General features: G+C 64.6%; 24 protein-coding genes. 12 read left to right on the top strand and 12 right to left on the bottom strand.

Annotated features, from left to right (window positions below):
• Positions 1 to 15: 15 nt before the first annotated feature.
• Positions 16 to 408 (top strand): YbaN family protein, encoded by a 393-nt coding sequence (locus AGI3411_RS28260; RefSeq protein ID WP_129530626.1) that lies wholly within the window; start codon positions 16 to 18, stop codon positions 406 to 408.
• Positions 409 to 420: 12 nt separating this feature from the next.
• On the opposite strand, the gene AGI3411_RS28255 is transcribed toward AGI3411_RS28260, so the two are convergent.
• The 8 genes from AGI3411_RS28255 to AGI3411_RS28220 all read right to left on the bottom strand — a co-directional run bounded on the left by AGI3411_RS28255 (position 421) and on the right by AGI3411_RS28220 (position 9,166).
• Positions 421 to 2,202 (bottom strand): IlvD/Edd family dehydratase, encoded by a 1,782-nt coding sequence (locus tag AGI3411_RS28255; protein WP_129530625.1) that lies wholly within the window; start codon positions 2,200 to 2,202, stop codon positions 421 to 423.
• A 45-nt stretch (positions 2,203 to 2,247) separates the two neighbouring features.
• Positions 2,248 to 2,538, bottom strand: a complete 291-nt coding sequence (locus AGI3411_RS28250; RefSeq protein ID WP_129530624.1) for a cupin domain-containing protein — start codon at positions 2,536 to 2,538, stop codon at positions 2,248 to 2,250.
• 50 nt (positions 2,539 to 2,588) lie between these two features.
• Positions 2,589 to 4,220 (bottom strand): ABC transporter ATP-binding protein, encoded by a 1,632-nt coding sequence (locus AGI3411_RS28245; RefSeq protein ID WP_129530623.1) that lies wholly within the window; start codon positions 4,218 to 4,220, stop codon positions 2,589 to 2,591.
• Between the two features lie 48 nt (positions 4,221 to 4,268).
• A complete protein-coding gene (locus tag AGI3411_RS28240; RefSeq protein ID WP_129530622.1) occupies positions 4,269 to 5,108 on the bottom strand; it encodes an ABC transporter permease in 840 nt (279 codons plus the stop codon).
• On the bottom strand, positions 5,105 to 6,112 hold the full coding sequence (locus AGI3411_RS28235) for an ABC transporter permease (protein ID WP_129530621.1): 1,008 nt from the start codon (positions 6,110 to 6,112) through the stop codon (positions 5,105 to 5,107). The genes AGI3411_RS28240 and AGI3411_RS28235 overlap by 4 nt, the downstream gene beginning before the upstream one ends.
• A gap of 84 nt (positions 6,113 to 6,196) precedes the next feature.
• A complete protein-coding gene (locus AGI3411_RS28230; protein WP_129530620.1) occupies positions 6,197 to 7,771 on the bottom strand; it encodes an ABC transporter substrate-binding protein in 1,575 nt (524 codons plus the stop codon).
• Between the two features lie 178 nt (positions 7,772 to 7,949).
• Entirely contained in the window at positions 7,950 to 8,684 is a 735-nt protein-coding gene (locus tag AGI3411_RS28225) for a FadR/GntR family transcriptional regulator (protein ID WP_129530619.1), read from the bottom strand.
• Positions 8,685 to 8,899: 215 nt separating this feature from the next.
• A complete protein-coding gene (locus tag AGI3411_RS28220; RefSeq protein WP_129530618.1) occupies positions 8,900 to 9,166 on the bottom strand; it encodes a hypothetical protein in 267 nt (88 codons plus the stop codon).
• A 100-nt stretch (positions 9,167 to 9,266) separates the two neighbouring features.
• Between AGI3411_RS28220 and hemN the strand changes: the two genes are divergently transcribed.
• Positions 9,267 to 10,697 (top strand): oxygen-independent coproporphyrinogen III oxidase, encoded by a 1,431-nt coding sequence (gene hemN / locus AGI3411_RS28215; RefSeq protein ID WP_129530617.1) that lies wholly within the window; start codon positions 9,267 to 9,269, stop codon positions 10,695 to 10,697.
• A 32-nt stretch (positions 10,698 to 10,729) separates the two neighbouring features.
• Here the strand turns inward: hemN and AGI3411_RS28210 are convergent, their stop codons facing one another.
• Positions 10,730 to 11,473, bottom strand: a complete 744-nt coding sequence (locus AGI3411_RS28210; protein WP_129530616.1) for a response regulator — start codon at positions 11,471 to 11,473, stop codon at positions 10,730 to 10,732.
• 169 nt (positions 11,474 to 11,642) lie between these two features.
• Between AGI3411_RS28210 and rfbD the strand changes: the two genes are divergently transcribed.
• From rfbD to ptsP, 7 genes are all read left to right on the top strand, one after another.
• Positions 11,643 to 12,554: a dTDP-4-dehydrorhamnose reductase gene (rfbD, locus tag AGI3411_RS28205; protein ID WP_129530615.1), complete on the top strand. Its 912-nt coding sequence runs from the start codon at positions 11,643 to 11,645 to the stop codon at positions 12,552 to 12,554.
• Between the two features lie 354 nt (positions 12,555 to 12,908).
• A complete protein-coding gene (thrS, locus tag AGI3411_RS28200) occupies positions 12,909 to 14,861 on the top strand; it encodes a threonine--tRNA ligase (protein ID WP_129530614.1) in 1,953 nt (650 codons plus the stop codon).
• Positions 14,862 to 14,881: 20 nt separating this feature from the next.
• Complete coding sequence (gene infC / locus AGI3411_RS28195) at positions 14,882 to 15,433, top strand: translation initiation factor IF-3 (protein WP_076812461.1); 552 nt, start codon at positions 14,882 to 14,884, stop codon at positions 15,431 to 15,433.
• A 153-nt stretch (positions 15,434 to 15,586) separates the two neighbouring features.
• Positions 15,587 to 16,555, top strand: a complete 969-nt coding sequence (gene gshB, locus AGI3411_RS28190; protein WP_129530613.1) for a glutathione synthase — start codon at positions 15,587 to 15,589, stop codon at positions 16,553 to 16,555.
• Between the two features lie 18 nt (positions 16,556 to 16,573).
• Entirely contained in the window at positions 16,574 to 16,975 is a 402-nt protein-coding gene (locus AGI3411_RS28185; RefSeq protein WP_129530612.1) for a PTS sugar transporter subunit IIA, read from the top strand.
• Positions 16,976 to 17,086: 111 nt separating this feature from the next.
• The gene (locus AGI3411_RS28180) at positions 17,087 to 17,356 is read left to right on the top strand and encodes an HPr family phosphocarrier protein (protein WP_043545224.1); all 270 of its coding nucleotides are present in this window, start codon (positions 17,087 to 17,089) and stop codon (positions 17,354 to 17,356) included.
• Positions 17,357 to 17,414: 58 nt separating this feature from the next.
• Complete coding sequence (gene ptsP / locus AGI3411_RS28175) at positions 17,415 to 19,172, top strand: phosphoenolpyruvate--protein phosphotransferase (protein WP_165359297.1); 1,758 nt, start codon at positions 17,415 to 17,417, stop codon at positions 19,170 to 19,172.
• Between the two features lie 172 nt (positions 19,173 to 19,344).
• Here the strand turns inward: ptsP and amt are convergent, their stop codons facing one another.
• Together amt and AGI3411_RS28165 are read right to left on the bottom strand one after the other, a co-directional pair.
• Positions 19,345 to 20,583 (bottom strand): ammonium transporter, encoded by a 1,239-nt coding sequence (gene amt / locus AGI3411_RS28170; RefSeq protein WP_129530611.1) that lies wholly within the window; start codon positions 20,581 to 20,583, stop codon positions 19,345 to 19,347.
• A 32-nt stretch (positions 20,584 to 20,615) separates the two neighbouring features.
• The gene (locus AGI3411_RS28165) at positions 20,616 to 20,954 is read right to left on the bottom strand and encodes a P-II family nitrogen regulator (protein WP_043545226.1); all 339 of its coding nucleotides are present in this window, start codon (positions 20,952 to 20,954) and stop codon (positions 20,616 to 20,618) included.
• A gap of 673 nt (positions 20,955 to 21,627) precedes the next feature.
• Here AGI3411_RS28165 and AGI3411_RS28160 point away from each other — a divergent pair.
• A complete protein-coding gene (locus tag AGI3411_RS28160) occupies positions 21,628 to 21,930 on the top strand; it encodes an ArsR/SmtB family transcription factor (RefSeq protein ID WP_129530610.1) in 303 nt (100 codons plus the stop codon).
• A 62-nt stretch (positions 21,931 to 21,992) separates the two neighbouring features.
• The gene (locus AGI3411_RS28155; RefSeq protein ID WP_129530609.1) at positions 21,993 to 22,955 is read left to right on the top strand and encodes a zinc-dependent alcohol dehydrogenase family protein; all 963 of its coding nucleotides are present in this window, start codon (positions 21,993 to 21,995) and stop codon (positions 22,953 to 22,955) included.
• A gap of 23 nt (positions 22,956 to 22,978) precedes the next feature.
• Here the strand turns inward: AGI3411_RS28155 and AGI3411_RS28150 are convergent, their stop codons facing one another.
• Positions 22,979 to 23,560, bottom strand: coding sequence for a CGNR zinc finger domain-containing protein (locus tag AGI3411_RS28150; protein ID WP_129530608.1), 582 nt, complete (start codon positions 23,558 to 23,560; stop codon positions 22,979 to 22,981).
• A 94-nt stretch (positions 23,561 to 23,654) separates the two neighbouring features.
• Between AGI3411_RS28150 and AGI3411_RS28145 the strand changes: the two genes are divergently transcribed.
• Positions 23,655 to 24,590 carry an alpha/beta fold hydrolase gene (locus AGI3411_RS28145; protein WP_129530607.1) on the top strand — a complete coding sequence of 312 codons (936 nt, stop codon included), beginning with the start codon at positions 23,655 to 23,657 and terminating at the stop codon, positions 24,588 to 24,590.
• Positions 24,591 to 24,836: the final 246 nt, after the last annotated feature.

Here is a 24,836-nt window from a genome sequence, read left to right as displayed (position 1 = left end):
ACCCCGCCGCCCATCATGATGAGAGTGCTATGGCTATGCCTGGGCTGCCTGATGCTGGCGTTGGGCGTCATCGGCGCATTTCTGCCCGTCATGCCTACGACGATTTTCCTGATCTTGGCGGTGGCCTGCTTTTCGCGCTCGTCGCCCCGGCTGGAAAAATGGCTGCTGGATAGCCCGACCTACGGCCCCGCGCTGCGCGCCTGGCGGGATCAGGGGGCGGTGTCGGGCAAGGGCAAGACCTACGCCTGCCTGGGCATGGCGGTCGGGTACATCCTGTTCTGGTGGGGCGCGCATCCATCGTGGCCGCTCGCTTCCGCCGTCGGGGTGTTCTTTCTGGCCAGCGCCGCCTACGTGCTCACCCGGCCGGCGCCACGCGAACCCGGTCCGGACCGCAAGCCCGGGCAATAGGCCCCCGCGGCCTCAATGCGAATGCCTCGGGTCACCCCGCGTTTCCACCACCCTCAGGTAGAGCGTGGCGGGCTCCAGGCAGCCGCCGGTCGATAACTGGCCGACCAGCTGCCGGTACAGTTCCTGCCAGGGTGTCTGCGATTCGGGCGGCTGATAGGGGGGCGCCTGCCTGCGGCTCTCCATTTCCGTTTCGTCCACCAGCGCGGTGATCGTGCGCTGGTTCAGGTCGACACGGATGCGGTCGCCCGTGCGCAGCAGCGCAAGGCCGCCGCCCACCGCGGCCTCCGGCGACATGTTCAGGATGGACGGGCTGGCCGACGTGCCGCTCTGCCGGCCGTCGCCCAGGCAAGGCAGGGAATCGATGCCGCGCTTGAGCAGATAGGACGGCGGAGCCATGTTCACGACTTCCGCGCTGCCCGGGTAGCCCACATTGCCCGCGCCGCGGATGACCAGGATGCAGTGTTCGTCGATGTGCAGGGCCGGGTCTTCGATGCGCGCGTGGTAGTCCTCCGGGCCCTCGAACACGATGGCGCGCGCTTCGAAGGCGTTCTCCGAGCCCGGTTCGGAAAGGTAAGCGCGGCGGAAGGTGTCGCCCACGACCGACATCTTGATGATCGCGCTGTCGAAGAAATTGCCCGACAGGACGATGAACCCCGCGCGATGCTTCAGCGGCGCGTCGCAACTGCGGATGACTTCCGTGTCGCGGGTCCGGGCCACGGCGGCGATGTCGCCGATGGTCTGTCCGGATACCGTGGGGCAGTCGGCATGCAGTCGGCCGGCGACGGCGAGCTCATGGAGCACGGCGGGAACGCCGCCCGCGCGGTGGAATCCTTCGCCCAGGTATTCGCCCGCGGGGACGCAGTTGACCAGCAGAGGCACGTCTTCGCCCAGCCGCTGCCAGTCGTCCAGGCCGAGGTCGATACCCGCGTGCCGCGCGATGGCGATGAGATGGGGAGGGCAGTTGGTCGAGGCGCCCAGCGCGGAGGCTACGACGATGGCGTTTTCGAAGGCGCGCCGGGTCAGGATGTGGCTGGGCCGCAAATCCGCGCGGACCATGTCGCAGATGCGCATGCCGGTGGCGTAAGCCATCTGGCCGCGCTCCCGGTAAGGGGCCGGAATGCTTGCGCAGGTGGGCAGCGACATGCCCAGCGCCTCGGCCAGCGAATTCATCGATAGCGCGGTACCCATGGTGTTGCAATGCCCGATCGATGGGGACGATGCGGTGGCCAGGGTCATGAATCCTTCGTAGTCCAGTTTGCCGGCCGCCATCAGGTTGCGGGCATGCCAGATGACCGTGCCCGAGCCGACGCGCCGGCCCTCGTGCCAGCCGTCGAGCATCGGCCCGCCGGAGAGCACGATGGCGGGGATGTCTACGGTGGCCGCGGCCATTAGGCAGGCAGGCGTGGTCTTGTCGCATCCCGTGGTCAGCACCACCCCGTCCAGGGGATAGCCGTGCAGGATCTCGACCAGGCCCAGGTAGGCCAGATTGCGGTCCAGCGCGGCGGTGGGTCGCCGTCCCTGTTCGGCCAGCGGATGCACGGGGAACTCCATCGGGATGCCGCCCGCATCCCGGATGCCGGCTCGGACCCGTTCGGCCAGCGCGATGTGATGGCGGTTACAGGGAGCCAGGTCGCTGCCCGTCTGGGCGATGCCGATGATGGGCCGCCCCGATTGCAGCTCCTGCCGGGTCAGGCCGTAGTTGAGGTAGCGCTCGACATAGATGGCAGTCATGTCGGCGTGGGCCGGGTCGTCGAACCATTTCTGGCTGCGCAGCCTGCGTGGTGTCTGTGGCATGGGAACCTCCGTTGCACCCGTTGCGTGGCGGCCCGGCCGCTTCCACTACGCGCGCTTGAGTTCGATTTCGACGAACACGAATTCGGATTCGCCGGGGTTGATCACATTGTGCTCCACACCCACGGGACGGTAATAGGCCACGCCGGTGGTGAGCTGGCTGGTGACCTGGCCGTCGGGCGTTTCCAGCAGCAGTGGGCCGGTGGTCTGCGGGACGACGACGTAGTTCATGCCGTGGCGGTGCCATCCCGTTTCTCCGCCGGGCGGGAAGCGCCATTCGGTGACGGTGACCTGTTCATTGTCGATCTGCACGGTCGGTTTGGCTGCGGGACGTTGCATGGATGATTCTCCAGGATGGGGATGGGAAAAAACGGAAGCCGAGGTCCGGGTCAGGCCGCTTGCGCATGGGACGGATCCCAGTGCTGGCCGGGCACGGCGGCGATGAGCTGCCGCGTGTAGGTATGTTGCGGGTTGTCGAAGATCTGCGCGGGCGACCCATGCTCGACCACCTTGCCCCGGTGCATGACCAGTACGGCATTGCAGATTTGAGCGGCCACGCGCAAGTCATGGGTAATGAACACCAGTGCGATCTTCAGCCGTTGCTGCAGATCGTGCAACAGCTGCAGCACCTGCGCCTGCACGGAAACGTCCAGCGCCGATACCGATTCGTCGGCAACCAGCACCTTGGGCTCCAGCGCCAGCGCGCGGGCGATGCCGATGCGCTGGCGCTGTCCGCCCGAGAACTGGTTGGGGTAGCGGTCGAAGGCGGACGGGTCCAGTCCCACCAGCGATAGCAATTCGCGTGCCCGCGCTTCGGCCTGGGCCCGCGGCACGCCATTGGCCGCCGGGCCGTCGCTGATGATGCGGCCTACCGTATGGCGCGGGTTGAGCGAGGCGTAGGGATCCTGGAAGATCATCTGGATGTCGTGGCGCAGGGGCCGGAAGCGCGCTTCCGGCATGGCGGCGATGTCCTGGCCGTTGAAGACGAGCTGGCCGCCGTCGATGCTCACCAGCTTGAGCAGGCACTTGCCGATGGTGGATTTGCCGGAGCCGGATTCGCCCACGATGCCCAGTGTTTCGCCGCGCCTCACGCTGAAGCTGACGCCGTCCACCGCATGCACTTCCCGTTTGTTGCCCAGCCAGCCCCGCCCGACGACGTAGGTTTTTTTCAGGTCCCTGACGTCCAGCACGGGCTGCTCGTCCGCCGTGGCGGCGCGCGCGTCGCCACGGCGGTGCGGCACCGCCGCGATCAGGCGCTGCGTGTAGGGGTGGCGGGGCCGGTTCAGCACTTCCTCCGCCGGCCCCTGTTCGACCAGGATGCCTTTTTCCATGACGGCGACCCGATGGGCGATCTCGGCCACCACCCCGAAGTCGTGGGTGACGAACATCACGCCCATGCCTTTCTCTTTCTGGATGCGGGCGATGAGCGCCAAGATCTGCGCCTGCGTGGTGACGTCGAGCGCGGTCGTGGGTTCGTCGGCGATCAGCAGCGCGGGCTCCAGCGCCAGGGCCATGGCGATCATCACGCGCTGGCGCTGTCCTCCGGACAGCCGGAAAGGATAGACGTGGTAAAGCGTGGCGGGATCGGGCAGGCCGACGAAGGCAAGCATTTCCAGCGTGCGCGCCATGCGCTGGGCGCCGGGATAGGCGTTGTGCACGCGCATGACCTCGCTGATCTGCTCGCCCACCGTCATCAGCGGGTTCAGCGCCGAGAGGGGTTCCTGGAAGATCATGGCCATGTCCTTGCCGCGCATGGCTTGCAGGGCCGTTTCGTCCTGCCGCAGCAGATCCTGGCCGCGGAACAGAATGCGGCCCTGCTGCGGCGTCAGGTAGTCGGGCAGTAGACCCATGATGGCGTTGGCGCTCATGGATTTGCCCGAGCCCGATTCGCCGACGATGCACAGGATTTCGCCGGCCCGGATGTCATAGGAAACGTCCTGCACGGCGTAGGCGCGGTCGCCGCCGCGGGGCAGCGCGATGCTGAGATTCTGGACGGACAGCAAAGGCGTGGGTTGGGTCATGTCGTCATCCTAAGGCGGGTTCGCACTGAAAGGAGCCTCGCACGGGCTCTAGTCGCCGCGCTTGCGCAGCTGCGGATTGAGCGCATCGTTCAGGCCCTCGCCGATCAGGTTGATGGCCAGCACCGTCAGCAGGATCGCCACGCCCGGCCAGACGCTCATCCACCAGGCTTCGCGGATCATGGTGCGCGCCGCGCCGATCATGAAGCCCCAGCTCATCAGGTTGCGGTCGCCCAGGCCGAGGAACGACAGCGCCGATTCGGTCAGGATGGCGGTCGCCACCATGAAGGACGCGGATACGATGATGGGCGACATGGCGTTGGGCAGGATCTGAGTGCTGACGATACGCGCCGGCGTCTGTCCGATCACGATGGCCGCCTGCACGAATTCGCGCTGCTTGAGCGTCATGAATTCCGACCGCACCAGGCGCGCCGCGGGCGGCCACGATACGATCGCGATGGCGCCCATGATCGAATAGACGGACGGGCTAAGAATGGCGACCAGCACGACGGCCATGGCGAGCTGCGGGATGGTCTGGAAGAATTCGGTGAAGCGCATCAGCGCATCGTCCACCCGGCCGCCGCAGTAGCCCGCGACCGCGCCCACCAGGATGCCGAAGACCAGGGCCACGGCGGTCGACAGCAAGCCCACCATCAGCGATACGCGGGCACCCCAGACCAGGCCGGCCGTGATGTCGCGGCCCAGCATGTCGGTGCCAAAGGGGTAGTCGGCGTTGGTGAAGGGCGGGATCAGCGGATCGGCCACCATCATCCATGACGACTCTTCATACAGCAGCGGCGCGGCCAGAGCCATGATGATCACGAGCAGCACGATGGCCAGGCCGGCCACCGCGCCGTAGTTGCGCATATATCGTTGGGCGAATGCCTTCATGCGGCGGCTCCTTGCTGCGCGCCCGCGGCGATGCGCGGATCGATGAGGCGGTAAAGCACGTCGGTCAGCAGGTTGAACACCACCACCATGATCGACGTGACCAGGAAAATGCCCAGCAGCAGCTGGTAGTCGCGCTGCAGCAGCGCGTCGAACATCAGCCGGCCGATGCCGGGCCACGCGAAGACGGTCTCGGTCAGCACCGCTCCGCCGGCCATCTGGCCCAGCTGGATGCCGGCGAACGTAATGACGGGCAGCAGTGCGTTGCGCAGCACGTGGGCGCGGATCACGCGGCCGGGGCTCACGCCCTTGGCGCGGGCCGTCTTGACGAAGTCCATGCCGATCACTTCCAGCATGGAGGCGCGGGTCAGCCGCACGTAAACGGCCATGAAGAAGCAGCCCAGCGTCACCGTCGGCAGGATGAGGTGCTGGGCGATGTCGCCGGCGCGGGCCCATCCGGACAGCCCGGCGCCCACGGTTTCCATGCCGAAGGCCGGCAGCCAGCCCAGCACCACAGAGAACAGCAGGATACCCATCAGCGACAGCCAGAAGAGCGGCGTGGCATAGAGCAGCAGGGCGCCCGTCATGACCGAGCTGTCGATCCAGCGGCGCTTGTTGCGGTAGCGGGCCTTGGCCGCCACGACGCCCAGGAAGACGCCCAGCACGATGGAAAACACGAAGGCGCAGGACATCAGCAGGAACGTGGCGGGCAGGCGCTCGACGATCAGGTCCAGCACCGGGACGTGGTTCCGGTACGAGAAGCCCAGGTCCAGTTGGGCCACGCCTTTCAGGTACAGCAGCAGCTGGGTCAGGACGGGCTTGTCCAGCCCGAAGGCGACGCGCAACTGTTCGACGTAGGCGGCGTCGCCGGCCCCGGCCTGGCCCGCCAGCACGGCGGCGGGGTCGCCGGGCGCCAGGCGGATCAGGAAGAAATTGATGATCACCACGCCCAGCACGACCACCAGGGCCTTGCCGACGCGGGACAAGAGGAAAGACAGGAATTTCATGCTTGGGCTCCTCCGTGAACGGGCGGGGGGCGTGCGTCCGTCGCGCAGCCGATGGGGAGCCGCCACGGCGGCTCCCCGCGGCGCTTACTTCTCGATGTACACGTCGTCGAAGGTCTCGTTCAGGCCGATCGCGGTCTTGACGAGATTCTTCACGTTGTTGCGGTACAGCGTGGGGAACTCCATGTCGACCAGGAAGCCGTTGGCGATCTCATTGACCAGCGTGGTCTGCAGCGTGGTGTAGATCTCCTGGCGCTTGGCGGGATCTACTTCCGAGGCCGCTGCTTCCCAGAGCTTGTCGGTCTCGGGGTTGCTGTAGCCCTGCACGTTGGCGAAGGGCGAACCCTTGACGATGTTCGACGTGATGTAGAGCCGCTGCACGCCCAGCGCGGGGTCGCCGTACTGGTACGTGTAGGTGGTCGTCATGTCGAAGTCCCAGTTGCCGGTGCGGCTGGCCCAGCCGCCCGCGTCGGTGGACTCCACGTTCACCTTGAAGCCCAGCTGCTCGAGGGCCTGCTTGGTGTACTCGCCCAGCCGGTCCCAGGTGGAGCCATAGGGGAAGCTCAACTGGCGGATCGTGTAGTCCTCGGGCTTGATGCCGGATTCCTTGATCAACGCGCGCGCCTTCTTCATGTCGAAGGGCAGGGCCGGCATGTTCTTGTCGTAGAACATCTCGGTGGTGACGAAGGGGCTGGTGGAGACCTTGCCCAGGCCGAAGAAGATGTTGTTGACGATCATCTTGCGGTTGATCGCCGCCATGACGGCCTGGCGTACCTTCAGATTGTCGAAGGGCGGCTTGCGCATGTTGAAGATCAGGTAGGCCTGCGGCGAAAACATCTCCCAGCCGGCCGTGGTGTATTCCACCTTGGGCAAGGCGCGCAGGCGCTTGATGTCGACGTTGTCCACGTCGCCGCCGCGCAGCACGTCCACGCTGCCGCGCTCGAACGCCACGGCGCGAGAGGCCGAATCGGGGATGACGTTGAACACCAGTTCATCCAGATAGGGCTTGCCCGGCTTCCAGTAGTCGGGGTTGCGGGTCAGCTTGATGTATTCGCCGCGCTTCCACTCCTTGAACATGAAGGGGCCCGTGCCGACCGGCTTCTGGTTGGCGGGGTTGGTCATGTAGTCGGTGCCCGCGTAGAGATGCTTGGGCATGATGGGGGCAAAGCCCGGTTCGAACATCAGCATGAAGGCGGGGAAGGGCGACTTCAGCTTGACGACGACGGTCTTCGCGTCCGGCGCCTGCACCGAATCCACGAACTTGTTCAGGATCACGCGGGCGCGGGCATGGGTCTTGGGCAGCATGTCCGCCAGCGAAAACACGACGTCTTCGGAGGTGAACGGCTTGCCGTCGTGCCACTTGACGTTTTCTTGCAGGTGGAAGGTGTAGGTCAGGCCGTCCGCCGAGGCCTCCCAGGATTTGGCGAGGCCGGGCTGCGGCTTCAGCTCGGTTGAATAGGTCAGCAGGCTTTCGTAGATTTTGCCCGCGACGAATTGCGTCGGGCCCTGCTGGTTGATGGCCGTGACGATCACGGGCGGTTCGGGCTGCACGATCATGTTCAGCGTGCCGCCTTTGGTCTGGGCCAGGGCCTGCGTGGCGGGCAGCGCGGCCGCAAGGACCAGTGCGCCGAGTTTCAGGGAGAACCATTTTTGTGATTTCACTGCGAGCCTCCGGGCTGGAAAGGGTGTGACAGGTGTCTGCCGGTGCGCGGCGGATGCCATGTCCGGCAAGCAAACCTCATGCCACCTGCGTTTTCAGGGGTACTTCGGGTGGAGCCGCTACAACAATGTCAAGGATCCGCTGCGGCATGGCGATGACCTCGTGGGGGTGGAAAGGGCGTTACCGGTGGGGGTTGTCGTCGCCGAAGTCTTCCCGCAGGCGCGCCAGGATGCCGAGCAGGTGCGCATGCATGGCGTGGCGCGCGCGGATCGGGTCGCGCGCCTGGATGGCGATCAGGATCCGCTGGTGCTCGGCATGGGCCGCCGCCCAGACTTTGGTGTTGACGAAGTAATCCTGCATGCGGCTGTACACGGAGCTGGCCTGTGTCAGTTCCCACAGCCGGGCCACGGCGGCCGCGACCGCGGCATTGCCGCAGCCGGCCGCGATGGCGTTGTGGAAGTCGCGATCGTGGCGGCCGGGGGAGTCGGTCAGCGACATGCCTTCATGGGCGTCGCGGATGGCCGCGATCTGGGCTGGGGAGGCCTGCTGCGCGGCCATGCCGGCGCATTCGGGTTCGATCAGCATGCGCGCTTCCAGCGGGTCGAACGGGCCGATGTCGTCGTGTTCCTGCGCGGCATGTCCGGGGCCCGGGGCGCCGGGCGCGGCCGGAAATCCGGCGCCGTCACGGGTGACGAAAACCCCCGTGCCGACCCGCACTTCGACGTAGCCTTCGATTTCGAGCGCGATCAGGGCTTCCCGGATGGATGCACGGCTCACCTGGAGCTGCTCGGCCAATTCCCGTTCGGACGGTAGCCTGCCGCCGCGAGGGAATTCGCCCGCCCGGATGCGGCCGGCGATCTGGTCGGCAATCACGCGATAGAGGCGGGTGATGGCAACGGCTTGGAAGGTGCTCATCTGTCGGGGTAGCGAGAACGCATGCCAGTGGTCAGGCCACCAATATAGGCATCCCCTCATTGAATAAGAAGGGAAATTTCGCGCTTCGAGGGAAAACGATCACAGGGATTCCACCTCTTTCGCAGGGGTGGTCAGGCCAGCTAGGGCCAGGGTGATCCGGCAGGGGAAATGGGAGGATGGGCGCGCCGGCCAGGCCGGCTACGCCCGGTTGCGGCCTACTGCGCTTCGCCGTCCGGCTCGGGAGTCTGGGTGAAGGCGCGGACCAGGCGGGCAATGCCGTCGAGTTCGTCGTGCGCGCCAACCACCCATTCGGGTGTCTCGAAGGGGCTGTCCGACGGGGCGTCGTCCAGGCCGGCCTTCAGGTCGTTGAGCAGCTCCAGCGCCATGCCGGTGGCCTGGGGACTGCTGCGGGTGGACAGGGCGATGGCGATCGCCACGGCCTGGCGCATGGCCAGGAGGCGGCCATCCAGTTCTGTGCCCATTGTGGTTTCCTCGTCGTGTGGCTTGAATGGCCTTATTTTACGGGCCAAGGTTTGCGCAAGATCAAATGGGGGAGGCCGGCACAGGCGAATAATTCGGGGTATGCAAGCCGCTCTACGTCCTTTACCGTCAGAAGCCCAGGCGCCCGCGGTCGCCAAGCCCTTTTTCCCGCCCCAGCTGCTGGCAAGGCTGGACAAGAACGGGCCCCGGTATACCTCCTATCCCACCGCGGACCGGTATCACGCCGGCTTCGGCGAACTGGACTACCGGCTGGCCCTGAGGCAACGGCGAGCGGCCAGTCCCGACGAGCCGCTGTCGCTCTACGTGCACATCCCGTTCTGCGAATCGGTCTGTTATTACTGCGCCTGTAACAAGGTGGTGACCCGTCACCATGACCGCGCCGCCCGCTACCTGGACGCGCTCGCTGCCGAGATCGGCCTGCACGTGCAGGAACTGGGCGACGGCGTGCCGGTCTCGCAACTGCATTTCGGCGGCGGCACGCCCACGTTCCTATCCGACGCCGAGCTCGATCGCCTGATGGGGGATCTGCGCCGCGCATTCCGGTTCCAGCCCGACGCGGAATTGTCGATCGAGGTGGATCCGCGTACGGCCACGCCCGAACGGCTGGCCTACCTGCGCCGGCTGGGCTTCAACCGCCTGAGTTTCGGGGTCCAGGATTTCGACGCGCGCGTGCAGGTGGCCGTGCATCGCGTGCAGTCCTTCGAGGACGTGCAGGCGCTGGTGCGCAGCGCCAGGGAACTGGACTACGCCTCGGTCAACGTGGACTTGATCTACGGCCTGCCCTTGCAGACCATGGAATCCTTTGCCCGCACCATCGCGCAGGTCATCGAGCTGCGCCCCGACCGCATCGCGCTTTACGCCTATGCCCATCTACCTTCGCGCTTCAAGCCGCAGCGCCGCATCAACGAGGCGGATCTGCCGGAGCGCGCCACGCGGGTCGGCCTGCTGGGCGCCGCGATCGAGGGTTTCCTGAAGCAGGGGTACACCTATATCGGCATGGACCACTTCGCCCTGGACACCGATACGCTGGCGATCGCCAAGCAGCGCGGTGAATTGCATCGCAACTTCCAGGGCTACAGCACCCAGCCCGACCGCGATCTGGTCGCCCTGGGCGTATCGGCCATCGGACGCATCGGCGACACCTACAGCCAGAACGCCAAGGGGCTGGACGAGTACTACGCCGCCGTCGAAGCGGGCCGCTTCGCCGTCGAGAGAGGGTTGGCGCTGAGCGCGGACGACCTGGTGCGGCGCGAGGTCATCATGGACGTCATGTGCCAGGGGCGGGTGGATTTTGCGCGGATCGAGGCGCGCCACAAGCTGCGGTTCGGCGAATACTTCAGCCGGGAACTGCAGCAGATGACCAACCTGGCCGAACTGGGCCTGGTCGAGTTGCGGCCGGGCGAGCTGCACGTGACCGGCCTGGGCTGGTACTTCGTGCGCGCCGTCGCCATGGCGTTCGACGGTTATCTGCAATCGGCGGCCAGCGCAGCCAGCTACTCGCGCATTATCTAGGCGCGCGCGGCGGCGCGGGCCGGCGCACGCCTTCATTCGTTCGCGAATTTCTCGCGCAGGTACAGTGCCAGTGAGAGGTCGTCGGAAAGCTGCAGCTTCTGCATGGCGCAGCGCTTGTGCGTGCTGATGGTCTTCTTGCTGCGCACCAGCCGCGCCGCGATCTGCGTCACCGAAAAGCCCAGGCTGATGTGGCGCAGTATTTCCACTTCCGACGCCGTGAGCGCCGCCTGCGGGGCGGTGGGCTCCTGGGCGATGACCTTGCCGTCGCGCACCGACAGGAACCTGTGCTTGCCGCTCAGCACGCCCCGGATCATTTCCGGCAGCAGGCCCATGCCCCATTGCTTGGCCAGATAGCCGTTCGCGCCTGCGCGATAGGCAGCGTACTGGGTTTCCTGGCGGTTGCCGGCCGAGAACGTGATGATGGGCATGTGGGGGTAATGGCGGCGCAGGCGCCGCAGGTAGCTCACGCCGTCCCAGGGATCCTGCGGCAGGTAGAAATCGACCAGCGCAACGTCGCAGGGCGACTGCGACAGCTTCTCGATAAATCCTCGCGAGGAGGTTTCCCGGTGCAGAACCCGGAAGCCGGACCGGCTTTCCAGATAGGCGCCCACGCCCACGGTGATCACCGGGTGGTCGTCCAGGATGGCGACATTGACGATGGGTTGCGTGCGCGACAGGAGCAGGTGCTGGCGTACGCCAGGATAGCCGCCTGCTTCGGAGCGCGCGGTGGTCGAAGAGGGAAGCGCCTCGGTGTAGGGCGCTGAGACAGGTTTCATCGGTGCTTCCATGATCGGGTTGGGCGGAGTGCCGGTGGCGGGCGCCGCGCTGAGATTCGCCATCGGTCCTAGAATCGAGTGGGCAGATTACGTTTTCATCGGACGATCTGCACAGGAAATGCGCCAAAATCAGACTGTTGCACCCTTGGCCGGCAAGCGAGCGGGACATATGACCAGGAAGATTCTGCTGTTGGGCAGGGAGGGCCAGCTGGGTTTCGAGCTGCGGCGCAGCCTTGCGCCCCTGGGCGTGGTCATGGCCGCAGGCAGGCGCGACGGAGATCTGACCCAGCCTTTGCAACTGGCGCGGCTGATCCGCCGGGAAAAACCGGACGTCGTCGTCAATGCGGCGGGGTTCACCGCCGTCGAACGCGCCGAAGAGGATCCAGTGCGCGCCATGCGGATCAATGGCGAGGCGGCAGGCGAGCTTTCCGCGCTTGCCGCCTGCCGCGGCGCGCTGATCGTGCATTATTCGTCCGACTACGTATTCGACGGCGACAAGCCCGGCCCCTACACTGAGGCCGACGCGCCCGCGCCGCTGAATGCGTACGGCCGCAGCAAGCTGGCGGGAGAGCGGGCGGTCGTGGCCATGAATCCCGCCCACCTGGTGTTCCGGACCTCATGGATCTACGGGGTGTTCGGCGACAACTTCCTGAAGACGGTGCTGATGGCGCTGCGCCGGGCCGAGGCATTGCGCGTCGTGGACGACCAGCGCGGCGCGCCGACGGGCGCGTCTTTCATTGCCGATGCGACGGCGCTGGTGGTGGCGCGTTACCTGGCGAACGGCAGGGACGGCTTTCCGTTCGGCCTCTATCATCTGGCGGCGGCGGGGGTGGCCAGCTGGCATGAATACGCCTGTTTCATCGCGGGGCAGGCCAGGCGCGCAGGGCTGCCGGTCAACCTGAGGCCGGAGGACATCCAGGCGGTGTCCTCGGGCCAATACCCGGCGGCGGCGCGCCGGCCCCTGAATTCCTGTCTGGATACCCGGCGGCTCGCCCGCGTGTTCGGCATCCACGCGCCGCCCTGGCAAGACGGTGTCGCCCATGCGCTGGCGGCCCTTGCCGGCAGCCGCAGCCCGGGATAAGGTAGCTGCGCCGGACTGTCGCGCTTTCGCCACAGCAAGACGTAAATAGTGCTACAATCGCAGACGATAAACGCAACTTTTGTTGCGCGCTCAAGCCGCGCATATCGCCATTTTGATTCGCGCCGCCCAAGGCGCGTCCCGGACAGGCCCCACACCATGTTTTTCCCGCTGGCACGAACTACGACCCGGAACTTTCGCCCTATGTCGCGTTAGTTTTTTCGTGCGTCGGGTTTCTCCGTGTCAGGTCAGCGGCAGAACTCAGCAAGACAATCAAAAGAACGCGGCTTCAAAGCCGCGTTTTTCGTTTTCGTTTTTTGATTTTCAGTTCCAAGAACCTCCCAGGAAATACTCCCGATGGTACAGATCACATTGCCCGATGGTTCGCAGCGCCAATTCCCGGGGCCGGTAACGGTCGCCGAAGTGGCGCAGTCGATCGGCACGGGCTTGGCCAAGGCCGCCCTGGGCGGGCGCGTCACGTTTGAAGGCGCGGCATCCCGGCTGGTCGACACCAGCTTCCGCATCGAAGGCGATGCGCGTCTGGCGATCGTGACCGCCAAGGACGCCGACGGCCTGGACCTGATCCGCCACTCTACGGCCCACTTGCTGGCCTATGCCGTCAAGGAGCTGTTTCCGGACGCCCAGGTAACCATCGGCCCGGTGATCGATAACGGCTTCTACTACGACTTCTCGTACAAGCGCCCGTTCACGCCCGAAGACCTGGCCGCCATCGAAAAGAAAATGGCCGAACTGGCCAAGAAGGACGAAGCCGTCACGCGCGAGGAGTGGTCGCGCGACGACGCCGTCGAATTCTTCAAGGGCATCGGCGAAAAGTACAAGGCCGAGATCATCGCCTCGATCCCGTCGAACGAAACCCTCAGCCTGTACCGCGAAGGCGATTTCATCGACCTCTGCCGCGGCCCCCACGTGCCGTCCACGGGCAAGCTGAAGGTCTTCAAGCTGATGAAGGTGGCTGGCGCCTACTGGCGCGGCGACAGCAAGAACGAGATGCTCCAGCGCATTTACGGCACCGCCTGGGCGACCAAGGAAGAGCAGGAAGCCTATCTGCACATGCTGGAAGAGGCCGAGCGCCGCGACCACCGCAAGATCGGCCGCGAACTCGACCTGTTCCATTTCCAGGACGAGGCCCCGGGCCTGATTTTCTGGCACCCCAAGGGCTGGGCCCTGTGGCAGCAGGTGGAGCAGTACATGCGCTCCATCTACCGCGACAACGGCTACCAGGAAGTAAAGGCGCCGCAGATCCTCGACATTTCGCTCTGGAAGAAGACCGGCCACTGGGACAACTACCGTGAAAACATGTTCACGACCGAGTCCGAGAACCGTGTCTACGGCCTGAAGCCGATGAACTGCCCAGGCCACGTGCAGATCTTCAACGCCGGCCTGCATTCCTACCGCGAACTGCCGCTGCGTTACGGCGAATTCGGCCAATGCCACCGCAACGAGCCCTCGGGGTCGCTGCACGGCATGATGCGCGTGCGCGGCTTTACGCAGGACGACGGCCACATTTTCTGTACCGAAGACCAGCTCCAGGACGAATGCGCCGACTTCACGGCGCTGCTGCAGAAGGTCTACCGCGCTTTCGGCTTCACCGAGGTGCTGTACAAGGTCGCGACGCGTCCCGAAAAACGCATCGGCTCGGACGAAGTCTGGGATACGGCCGAAGCCGCCCTGATGGAAAGCCTGCGCCGCACCGGTTGCGAATTCGAAATCTCGCCGGGCGAGGGCGCTTTCTACGGCCCCAAGGTGGAATACACCCTGAAGGACGCCATTGGCCGCCACTGGCAGTGCGGCACGATCCAGGTCGATTTTTCCATGCCCGTGCGCCTGGGCGCCGAGTACGTGGACCAGAACGACCAGCGCCGTCCGCCGGTCATGCTGCACCGCGCGATCCTCGGTTCGCTGGAGCGTTTTATCGGCATGTTGATCGAAAACCACGCCGGCGCGATGCCTCCCTGGCTCGCCCCGGTGCAGGCCGTCGTATGCTGCATTTCCGAACCTTCGGCCGATTATGCGGCTGAAATCACGCAAAGCCTGAAAAAACAAGGCTTTAGAGTAGAGTCCGATTTGCGTGGTGAAAAAATCACTCGTAAAATTCGGGAGCACAGCCTGCAAAAGGTGCCGTACATCCTTGTCGTCGGCGACAAAGAGAAGCAAAACGGCACCGTAGCCGTACGCGGACTGGGTGGCCTGGACCTCGGCGCCATCGCATACGACGAGTTCGTCGCGCGATTGGCCGAGGACGTCTCCACCCGTCGCGACGTCAATCAACCCGATAGCAGCGCTGCTTAACATTTCTAGGAGCTTTCAACATCGCCACTGAAAAAGCCAATCGCATCAACGGTGAAATCCGCGTCCCCGAGGTGCGCCTGATAGGTCTGGACGGAGAACAGCTTGGCATCGTCAAGATCGCCGACGCCTTCCGTCTTTCCGAGCAAAACGACGTGGATCTGGTGGAAATCGCGCCGAACGCCGAGCCGCCGGTCTGCCGTTTGATGGACTACGGCAAATTCAAGTACCAAGAGCAGAAGCGCCAAGCCGAAGCTCGTTCCAAGCAGAAGGTCATCCAGGTCAAGGAAGTCAAATTCCGTCCGGCCACCGACGAGGGCGACTACCAGGTCAAGCTGCGCAACCTGCGTCGCTTCCTCGAGGAAGGCGACAAGGCCAAGGTGACGCTGCGTTTCCGTGGCCGTGAAATGGCTCACCAGGAACTCGGCATGCGGGTGCTTGAACGTGTGCGCGACGATCTGCTGGAACTTGCCCAGGTCGAAGCCATGCCGAAGCTCGAAGGCCGTCAGATGGTCATGGTGCTGGCGCCCAAGAAGAAGGCCGTGCCTGCGGGCAAGCCTGAATCGGCGGCCTGAGCTCCAGCCTTGGCCTCCCGCGAGGCCAAGCCGCTCATTCAACCCGCCGTCCGCTCCGTGGACCGGCGGGTTCGCTTATTGGGCGGCTCTGCGCTACGATGTCATAAAGCCGCCTTCCCGCGAGGGAAGGCGGCGTCCGTTCAGGGTGTCGCGATGCACGTTTTGTTCGTTTTGGATCCCTTGCCGCTGCTGAAGGCGTACAAGGACAGCTCAGTCGCCATGATGCGTGCCTTTGTGGCGCGCGGCCATACGCTTAGCGTGGCCATGCAGGGCGATCTCTATATCGAGGCCGGCACGGTCAAGGCCGTCACCACGCCCATCGAACTGGTCGCGGATGCCGATCTGCATGGCCACGACTGGTGGCGCGAATCTGCCGCCCGGGATCTGCCGCTGGCCGATTTCGGCGCAGTGGTCATGCGCAAGGATCCGCCGTTTGACATGGAATACGTGTATTCCACGCATCTGCTCGAATACGCCGAGGCGCAGGGCGCCCGGGTGTTCAACGGCGGGGCGGCGATCCGCAATCATCCGGAAAAGCTGGCCATCACCGAAATCAGCGAGTTCACGGCGCCCACGCTCGTGACCCGCAACATGGCCCGCCTCAAGGCGTTCCACGACGCGCATCACGACGTCATCGTGAAGCCGCTGGACGGCATGGGCGGCACGGGCGTGTTCCGGCTCCAACCCAAGGACCCGAACCTGAACGCCATCCTGGAAACGCTGACCGACAACGGCACGCGCACCATCATGGCGCAGCGCTATATCCCCGACATCGTCAAGGGCGATAAGCGCATCCTGCTGATCGGCGGCGAGCCGGTGCCGTATTCGCTGGCCCGCATTCCGCTGGCCGGCGAAACCCGCGGCAACCTGGCAGCCGGCGGGCGCGGGGTGGCCCAGGAACTGTCGCCGCGCGACCGGGAAATCGCCGAGGCCGTGGCGCCCAAGCTTGCCGCGCGCGGCTTGCTGCTGGTCGGCCTGGACGTCATCGGCGACTACGTCACCGAAGTCAACGTCACTAGCCCCACCTGTTTCGTGGAAATCGCAGAACAGACCGGCTTCGATGTCGCGGGCATGTTCGTCTCGGCGCTGGAAAAAGCCGTGGCGGCCAACGCCGCGGCCTGAGCTCCAGGACGCTCCGCCATGACCACGGGTATTGTCATCGTCGTGCACGCGCCTCTGGGCGCGGCGATGCGCGAATGCGCCAGCCATGTCATGGGCAACCTCGACGGCATGCTGGCCATTCACGATATCCAGCCGGAAGACCGGCCGGACGATCTGGCGCCGGACGTCCTGAAGGACATCCTGGAACAAGAGCACGGCGCCGGGGTGCTGGTGCTGACCGACCTGATCGGCGCCACCCCCGCGAACATCGCCAAGCGGGCCGTCGCCGACGCCCAGGCGCAGGGAATCCAGTGCTGCGTGCTGGCCGGGCTGAATACCCCGATGCTGCTGCGGGCCTTGACCTATCGCAGCCTGCCTTTGGCGGAAACGCGCGAAAAGGCGCTGGCCGGGGGAGTGCAGGGCGTCTTGCGTGTAGACTGACGGGCGGAAATTTGCCCTATTATGTCGGCTAATATTTTTCAGGCCGATGACCGGTTCGACGTTTTGCTGCAATCCACACCGGGGCGCCCAGCCGCGGTCATAATATTTCCTATGCCTAATACAGACATCGTCATCAGCAATAAACTGGGCCTGCACGCCCGGGCGGCCGCCAAACTGACGCAACTGGCCAGCAAATTCTCAAGCGAGATCTTCATCTCGCGCGGTGCGCAGCGCGTGAACGCCAAGAGCATCATGGGCGTCATGATGCTGGCGGCCGGGCTGGGCGTGACGGTCAGGCTGGAGGCTTCGGGCAACGATGCCGAGCAAGCCCTTTCCGAAATTGAAACACTGTTCGACAGCAAATTCGGTGAGCAGGAATAGAACTTCTTCTGAATCGGCCGGCCTGAGCGCAGCCCAGGCCGGCTCGTCTACGACCCTGATGGACACCACACACGACGGGGCTGGCTCTGCCAGCCCCGTCGTGTGTCTATATGGCAAAGGTGTCGCCAAGGGATATGCCATCGGGCGCGCCGTCGTCATGGGCGCCGCGGCGCTGGAGGTGGCGCATTACCGCATTTCGCCCGAGGACGTGCCGGCCGAAAGCAGCCGGCTGACCGACGCCCTGGCTTCGGCGCAACGGGAACTGCTGCAGCTGGCCGACACCTTGCCGGCCGACGCGCCGCGCGAGCTGGGCGCCATGCTGAACGTGCACGGCCTGCTGTTGGGCGATCCGCTGCTGGCGGAGCAGACGCTGGCCCTGATCGCCGAACGCCACTACAACGCCGAATGGGCGCTGACGACCCAGGGCCAGATCCTGGGGCAGCAGTTCGATGCGATGGAGGACGAGTACCTGCGCGAGCGCGGGGCCGACGTGCGCCAGGTCATCGAACGGGTGCTGCACGTGCTGGCGGGCTCTTCAGCGATCCTGCCCGACATGTCCCATATGGGCGGAGACGATGCGCTGGTGGTCGTGGCGCACGATATCTCGCCCGCCGACATGCTGCGCCTGCGTGGGGGGCGTTTCGCGGCCTTCGTGACCGACCTGGGCGGCCCCACCTCGCATACCGCGATCGTGGCGCGCAGCATGGGCGTGCCCGCCGTCGTGGCCATGGGCAACGTGCGCGAACTGGTCCGTGACGGCGACATGCTGATCATCGACGGCGCGGCCGGCGCGGTGATCGTGAACCCGTCCGACCGCATTCTGCAGGAATACCGCCGCCGCCAGGCCGCCTACGCGGACGAGCGCGCCGAGCTCAGCCTGCTGCGCGATGAACCGTCGGTCACGCTGGACGGCATCGACATCGTCCTGCACGCGAATATCGAACTTCCGGAAGAGGCCGCCCTGGCGCTGGCCTCGGGCGCGCACGGCATCGGGTTGTTCCGCAGCGAATTCCTGTTCATGGGGCGTCCGGACTTGCCGGGCGAGGAAGAGCAGTACGAGGCCTATTCGTCCGTCGTGAAAGTGATGGCCGGCCGTCCCGTGACGATCCGGACGCTGGACATCGGCTCGGACAAGACGCTGGACGGCGAAGCCACCGTGGCCACCAACCCCGCGTTGGGGCAGCGTGCCATCCGCTATTGCCTGGCGCGCCCGGAAATGTTCGCGACCCAGCTGCGCGCCATCTTGCGGGCGTCGGCCCATGGGCCGGTGCGCCTGCTGATTCCCATGATCGCCCACATGCACGAGGTCGTGGCCACCAAGGCTGCCATCGAATCGGCCCGCCGCGAGCTCGACGCCCGCGGCCAGGCCTATGCGCCGCACATGGAGGTGGGCGCGATGGTCGAGGTACCCGCCATCGCCATCGCCATCGAGCCGTTCGCGCAGGCGCTGGATTTCCTTTCCATCGGCACTAACGACCTGATCCAGTACACGCTGGCGATCGACCGGGGCGACCACGACGTGGCGGCCCTGTACGACCCGCTGCATCCGGCCGTACTGCGCCTGGTCGCGCACACCATCAACGCCGGCGAACGGGCAGGCAAGCCCGTTGCCGTCTGCGGCGAAATGGCGGGCGACTCGCGCATGACGCGGCTGTTGCTGGGCTTGGGGCTGACGGAGTTCTCCATGCACCCGCAGCAATTGCTGGACGTAAAACGCGAGGTGCGGCGGGCCCATTCCAATGCCCTGAGGGTCAAGGTGGCCACGGCCCTGAACCGCGCCTTGCCGGTCGATCTGGACGCCCTGGGCCCGGGCTAAGAACGGCTTCGCCCCACTCGAAGAAAAGCCCGGAACCGCAAGGTCCGGGCTTTTGCCATTCCGCAATCAAGCAAGTGCTGCCGACCCGATCGAGGCGGCGATGGATCCGGCTCCGCCGGTCCATCCGCCGCGCCCCCTTGAGGGGGAGGCGCAAAGCGCCTCGGGGGCGGGCCTAACTATGGTAGGCCGATTCGCCGTGGCTCGTGACGTCCAGGCCTTCGCGTTCCTGATCTTCCGGCACGCGCATGCCGCATAGGGCGTTGGCGATCTTGTAGGCGATCCAGGCAACGACGCCGGACCAGACGATGGTCAGCAGCACGCCTTCCAGCTGGACCCACAGCTGATGGCCGATCATGCCGGGCTCGGCCAGGCCGGGCCCGCCGAGGACCTGCGCGTTGAACACGCCAGTCAGCAGGGCGCCGACGATGCCGCCCACACCGTGCACGCCGAACACGTCCAGCGCATCGTCGGCACGCAGCAGGCGCTTCAAGCCGTTCACGCCCCAGACGCAGATCGCACCCGCGACCACGCCGATGACCAGCGCGCCGACCGGACCGACCAGGCCGGCTCCAGGGGTGATGCCGACCAGGCCGGCAACCGCGCCGGAAGCGGCGCCCAGCATGGAGGGCTTGCCCTTGACGGCCCATTCCGTGAACAGCCAGGCCAGCACGGCGCCAGCGGTGGCGATCATGGTGTTGAAGAAGGCCAGGGTGGCGTTTTCGTTCGCGGCCAGCGCCGAACCCGCGTTGAATCCGAACCAGCCCACCCACAGCAGGGCGGCGCCGACGAAGGTCATGGGCAGGTTGTGCGGCTGCATCGCTTCGCGGCCGTAGCCCACGCGCTTGCCCACCACATAGGCGCCCACCAGGCCGGCCACGCCCGCGTTGATGTGCACCACGGTGCCGCCGGCGAAGTCCAGCGCGCCCTTGGCGTTGAGCAGCCCGGGCGCCGTTTCGGACGCAAACCACACCATGTGGGCGATAGGCACGTAGGCGAACGTGAACCAGATCACGGTGAACACCAGCACCGCCGAGAAGCGTGCGCGTTCGGCGAAGCTGCCGACGATCAGCGCGCAGGTGATGCCGGCGAAGGTGGCCTGGAACGAGGCGAAGAGCAGCTCCGTCAGGGTGTTCGACATGGCGTAGGCGCCGTCGGCCGGGTTGAAGATGCCCGAGAAGAAGGCGCGGGACAGGCCGCCGAAGAAGGCGTTGCCCTCGGTGAATGCGAGGGAATATCCGTAGATGAACCAGAGAACCAGGCCCAGCACGAACGTGCACAGCACTTGCAGCAGTACGGACAGCACGTTCTTGCTGCGTACCAGGCCGCCATAGAACATCGCCAGACCGGGTACGGCCATCATCAATACAAGCAGGGTAGAGACGAGCAACCAGGAGATATCCGCTTTATCCATTTTCAGGCTCCATTGAGTCTTTATTTATTTGTTCAGAGCGCCGCTTCGCCGGCTTCGCCTGTTCTGATCCGGATCACTTGTTCCAACGGCGCGGCGAAGATCTTGCCGTCGCCGATCTTGCCGGTGCGCGCGGCCATTTCGATCGCCTCGATGACTTGGTCGACGAGGTGGTCGGGCACCGCGGCCTCGACACGCAGCTTGGGCAGGAAGTCGACGGCGTATTCCGCGCCGCGATACAGCTCGGTGTGGCCTTTCTGGCGGCCGAACCCCTTGACTTCGGTAACGGTCAGGCCCTGGACGCCGATCCCGGATAGAGCCACCCGCACTTCGTCGAGCTTGAAGGGCTTGATGATGGCGATGATGAGTTTCATGGCATTTCCTCTCATGGTTGCACGTTGGCACTCGGTATCAAGCAAATTCCATGCCATGTTGCGCAGCGCCGGAAGGAAAGACGAAAGGCCCACAAGTTGTGCCTGCCAGCACCAATTCGGTGCGTCATGCACCAGGGAGTTGCTCAATGTGGTGCGTCCGCCGAGTGTTCATTAGATGAAACCAAATATGTTTCAAGCTCGGCATGTGTTGCGAATTGATGCTGCCAGTATTGCGATTCATATCTGCATATGCCCCTAATTTTCATGACCCAGGTAAATCGGGAACAGGCCGCTCAGCCTTGTGGTATGCGGCTCTTGCATCAAAACGCAGGGCGCTCGGCGGTGTGTCGGCAGGCTGCCGGACTCTGCGGGCAAGCCCCCGCGTCTGATACGAGGGTTTACACGCATAAGCTTGTTGCGCAAGAGCGGGTGAAGAAGAATCGAGAACAGTTCATGCCATTCAGCGAATGGCTGGGCCGCCGACAGCGGCCTGGTGCGTACCGATGTTGGTAGGGGGTTGCCGCCATGGCAGCCCGGTTTTCTCCTGTGCTTTGAAGGGCGGTCACCGCATGCGGCCCGCCCTTTTTTTTTGCTGTTGGGCCGGCCCAGAGCGAAAAAACCCGATGGAGCCAAGGAAAATTGACATATCGGGAAATTTCGATATCATCACGCCATGGAATTGCTCGACATATTCAAAGCCCTCTCGAACCGCACGCGCCTTGAAATCCTGAAAGGGTTGAAGGATCCCGTGAACAGTTTCCCACCGCAGGACGAAGGTGACGTGCTGACGGTGGGCGTGTGTGTCAGCAGCATCCAGGAAGGCGTCGGGCTATCACAGTCGACGGTGTCTGATTACCTTGCAACGCTGCAACGGGCGGGCCTGGTCGAGGCCAGACGCATCGGCCAGTGGACCTACTACAAGCGGAACGAGGCGACCATCAGCGCTCTTGCCGAGATCATCGGGAAAGAGCTGTAAATTTTTTGTTCTTATATATCTAGAATTCCCGATATCCCTTTTTATCGAAATTAGGATGTGCAATGAAAGCGATCGTACTGAAATCATTTGGCGGCCCGGATTCGTTCGAGCTTTGCGACGTGCCCAAGCCCGTGCCGCAGCCGGGACAAGTTCTGGTCCGGGTGCATGCCACTTCCATCAATCCCTTGGATTACCAGGTCCGGCGTGGCGATTATCCCGACCTGGTGCCGCTGCCGGCCATTACCGGCCACGACGTATCCGGCGTTGTCGAGGCGGTCGGGCCGGGTGTTACGGCCTTCTCGCCAGGAGACGAAGTCTGGTACACCCCGCAAATATTCGACGGGCCGGGAAGTTATGCCGAGTACCACATCGCTGCCGAAAGCATCGTCGGGAAGAAGCCTCCCGCGCTGAGCCATCTTGAGGCGGCGAGCCTGACCCTGGTCGGCGGGACGGCGTGGGAAGCGCTTGTCGTGCGCGCGGCGCTGAGGGTAGGGGAGCGCATTCTGGTGCACGGCGGCGCGGGAGGCGTCGGCCACGTGGCGATCCAGCTCGCAAAAGCCATGGGAGCAAGGGTGTTCACCACCGTGCGCGAGGCAAACATCGAATTCGCCCGGAGTGTGGGTGCCGATGTCGTCATCGACTATGAAAAGGAAGATTATGTCGACGCCATCCTGCGGGAAACCGGGGGCCACGGAGTGGATGTCGTGTTCGACACCATTGGCGGCAACGCCTTGTCGCGCAGCCCGGACGCGCTTGCGCAGCTAGGCCGCGTCGTTACGATCGTGGATATCGCACAGCCACAAAACGTGCTTCAGGCCTGGGGCAAGAACGCGAGTTATCACTTCGTGTTCACAAGACAGAACCGCGGCAAGCTCGATGAGTTGAGCGCATTGGTGGCGCGCGGCCAGTTGCGGCCACATGTTGGCGCAGTCTATTCGCTTGCCGACATTCCGCTTGCCCATGCTCGGCTGGAGCGCTCCAACAACGGTATCCAGGGAAAAATCGCGATCGCAGTCGAGCCCTAGGCACATTGCGCCAGTGCGTGCTGCTATCCCTTCTTGCGCGACCGGAACGCCGCCACTTTCATCCGGTTGCCGCACACCGCCATGCTGCACCAGCGGCGCCGATGCGCCTTCGTCTTGTCATGAAACATGAGCGTGCAGTCATGCGCTTCGCATTGCCGGACAAGGTCCAGCTGCGCGTCGGTCAGCAGCGTGACGACGGCTTGAGCAAGAGGTTCAAGCAGGCTGGCCGCGCTTTCCTGGAGACGCCGCCTCACCACCTTGAAAGCGTTGTTCGCAGTGTCCCACTTCAATTCCTTGGATCGACGGCCGGCCTCGAGAACGTGGTTAACGACGCTGGCGTCAGCCTCTCTTCCCAGCCTGGCCGCGTTCAGCAAGGATTTTGCGGCTTCACGCAATTGAAGGGCGAGCGTCATCAGGCCTTCGGGAGGCGCCTCGATGCCGTCGGGAAGCACGCCGGCCAGGTTCAACCATGCCAGCACGGCGTCGTCGTCGGTGAAACATTCGTGATGCGCCGCCCCTACGCCGAATTCGCTATTGATGAAGTCGAGCGCGAGGTCGTCCCCCACGAACAGAGGCGATTTCTGGGTCGTTGCATTCTCTGCCATTTCGTTAATGTAACCCAAAAAAAAAGGTTTACCAGTTACCCATGTGTCATGTAACCTTTAAAGCCAATTTATTAGGTTACGCGGAGATTTGGCTATGGCTACGAATGAATTGAAGGGAGCAGCCGGCGCGGCTGCGGGTTCGCTGACGGGCGGAGCGCTGGCGCCCGGCCGCCAGGTCCACCATCGCTTCGAGCAGGTGGGGGACGTGAAGGTGTTCTATCGTGTGGCGGGCGACCGCGAGGCGCCGGCGGTGCTGTTGCTGCACGGGTACGCGGCTTCGTCGTTCATGTACCGCAACCTCATTCCGCTTCTTGCGGACAGGTACTACGTCATCGCGCCGGACCTGCCGGGCTTCGGATTTACCGAGGCGCCCGCTCGCGGACAGTATGCCTACACGTTCGATCAGCTTGCCAGGACCATCGGCCAGTTCACCGAGCAGTTGCGGCTGGAGCGCTACGCGCTGCAAGTCTTCGACTACGGCGCTCCGGTGGGCTGGCGCCTTGCGATCGCGAATCCGTCCCGCGTGAGTGCCATTGTTTCGCAGAATGGGAACGCCTACGAGGAAGGATTGGGGCCGGGCTGGGCGCCGATCCAAAGGTATTGGAAGGAGCCGTCGCAAGCGAACCGCGACGCGCTGCGCGATTTTTCCGCTCCCGCCTCCATCAAGTGGCAGTATCTCGAAGGCGTTCCGGATGCAAGCCTGGTCGCGCCCGATGCCATCGAGCTGGAAAGCTTTCTGGTGACCCGGCCGGGCAATGCCGAGGTTCAGCTCGATCTGCTCCTGGACTACGCGTCCAACGTGGAAAAGTATCCGGAATTTCAAGCCTACTTCCGCAAGCACCAGCCGCCTCTGCTGGCGGTCTGGGGCAAGAACGATCCGTTCTTCCTGCCCGCTGGCGCCGAGGCCTGGAAGCGCGACATCCCAGGCGCCGACGTGCGCTTCTACGACACCGGCCACCTGGCGCTGGAGACGCACGGCGTAGAAATCGGGGCGGCCATTCGGGCGTTTCTGGATGAAAACGTGAAGTGAAGGGCGGCATCGAGCCGCGCGCGCCTCCACGGCGCCGCCGCAACAGGCGCTGCGCGGGGGCTTTTTTTGTCGCCGGGTCACCCAAGACAAAAAAGCGCCCCTTCGGCGGGGGGAGGGGGGCAGCAAGCAAGCGAAGCTCGCTCAGCGTGGGGGGCTTTTTTTACTTCGCTGACCCGTCCTGAATTTGGTTGACACCTTTTTGAGAGAAAAAAGGAGAGTCAATTGGAATCAAGGATCAAGCGAACC

The sequence above is a fragment of the Achromobacter agilis genome (assembly GCF_900496965.1).
Classification (GTDB): domain Bacteria; phylum Pseudomonadota; class Gammaproteobacteria; order Burkholderiales; family Burkholderiaceae_B; genus Achromobacter; species Achromobacter agilis.
Note: the sequence above shows the minus strand (reverse complement) of the source record. Positions and strands in the feature narration are given on the sequence as shown.

What these genes read in the sequence shown, in the direction of transcription:
- thrS (WP_129530614.1), top strand. Translation starts at nt 12,909, where the DNA reads ATGGTACAGATCACATTGCCCGATGGTTCGCAGCGCCAATTCCCGGGG.
- AGI3411_RS28210 (WP_129530616.1), bottom strand. Translation starts at nt 11,473, where the DNA reads ATGAAACCTGTCTCAGCGCCCTACACCGAGGCGCTTCCCTCTTCGACC.
- AGI3411_RS28160 (WP_129530610.1), top strand. Translation starts at nt 21,628, where the DNA reads ATGGAATTGCTCGACATATTCAAAGCCCTCTCGAACCGCACGCGCCTT.
- AGI3411_RS28155 (WP_129530609.1), top strand. Translation starts at nt 21,993, where the DNA reads ATGAAAGCGATCGTACTGAAATCATTTGGCGGCCCGGATTCGTTCGAG.
- amt (WP_129530611.1), bottom strand. Translation starts at nt 20,583, where the DNA reads ATGGATAAAGCGGATATCTCCTGGTTGCTCGTCTCTACCCTGCTTGTA.
- AGI3411_RS28235 (WP_129530621.1), bottom strand. Translation starts at nt 6,112, where the DNA reads ATGAAATTCCTGTCTTTCCTCTTGTCCCGCGTCGGCAAGGCCCTGGTG.
- AGI3411_RS28220 (WP_129530618.1), bottom strand. Translation starts at nt 9,166, where the DNA reads ATGGGCACAGAACTGGATGGCCGCCTCCTGGCCATGCGCCAGGCCGTG.
- AGI3411_RS28240 (WP_129530622.1), bottom strand. Translation starts at nt 5,108, where the DNA reads ATGAAGGCATTCGCCCAACGATATATGCGCAACTACGGCGCGGTGGCC.
- rfbD (WP_129530615.1), top strand. Translation starts at nt 11,643, where the DNA reads ATGACCAGGAAGATTCTGCTGTTGGGCAGGGAGGGCCAGCTGGGTTTC.
- gshB (WP_129530613.1), top strand. Translation starts at nt 15,587, where the DNA reads ATGCACGTTTTGTTCGTTTTGGATCCCTTGCCGCTGCTGAAGGCGTAC.
- AGI3411_RS28245 (WP_129530623.1), bottom strand. Translation starts at nt 4,220, where the DNA reads ATGACCCAACCCACGCCTTTGCTGTCCGTCCAGAATCTCAGCATCGCG.
- AGI3411_RS28165 (WP_043545226.1), bottom strand. Translation starts at nt 20,954, where the DNA reads ATGAAACTCATCATCGCCATCATCAAGCCCTTCAAGCTCGACGAAGTG.
- AGI3411_RS28180 (WP_043545224.1), top strand. Translation starts at nt 17,087, where the DNA reads ATGCCTAATACAGACATCGTCATCAGCAATAAACTGGGCCTGCACGCC.
- AGI3411_RS28255 (WP_129530625.1), bottom strand. Translation starts at nt 2,202, where the DNA reads ATGCCACAGACACCACGCAGGCTGCGCAGCCAGAAATGGTTCGACGAC.
- AGI3411_RS28145 (WP_129530607.1), top strand. Translation starts at nt 23,655, where the DNA reads ATGGCTACGAATGAATTGAAGGGAGCAGCCGGCGCGGCTGCGGGTTCG.
- AGI3411_RS28260 (WP_129530626.1), top strand. Translation starts at nt 16, where the DNA reads ATGATGAGAGTGCTATGGCTATGCCTGGGCTGCCTGATGCTGGCGTTG.
- AGI3411_RS28250 (WP_129530624.1), bottom strand. Translation starts at nt 2,538, where the DNA reads ATGCAACGTCCCGCAGCCAAACCGACCGTGCAGATCGACAATGAACAG.
- AGI3411_RS28185 (WP_129530612.1), top strand. Translation starts at nt 16,574, where the DNA reads ATGACCACGGGTATTGTCATCGTCGTGCACGCGCCTCTGGGCGCGGCG.
- hemN (WP_129530617.1), top strand. Translation starts at nt 9,267, where the DNA reads ATGCAAGCCGCTCTACGTCCTTTACCGTCAGAAGCCCAGGCGCCCGCG.
- AGI3411_RS28150 (WP_129530608.1), bottom strand. Translation starts at nt 23,560, where the DNA reads ATGGCAGAGAATGCAACGACCCAGAAATCGCCTCTGTTCGTGGGGGAC.
- ptsP (WP_165359297.1), top strand. Translation starts at nt 17,415, where the DNA reads ATGGACACCACACACGACGGGGCTGGCTCTGCCAGCCCCGTCGTGTGT.
- AGI3411_RS28225 (WP_129530619.1), bottom strand. Translation starts at nt 8,684, where the DNA reads ATGAGCACCTTCCAAGCCGTTGCCATCACCCGCCTCTATCGCGTGATT.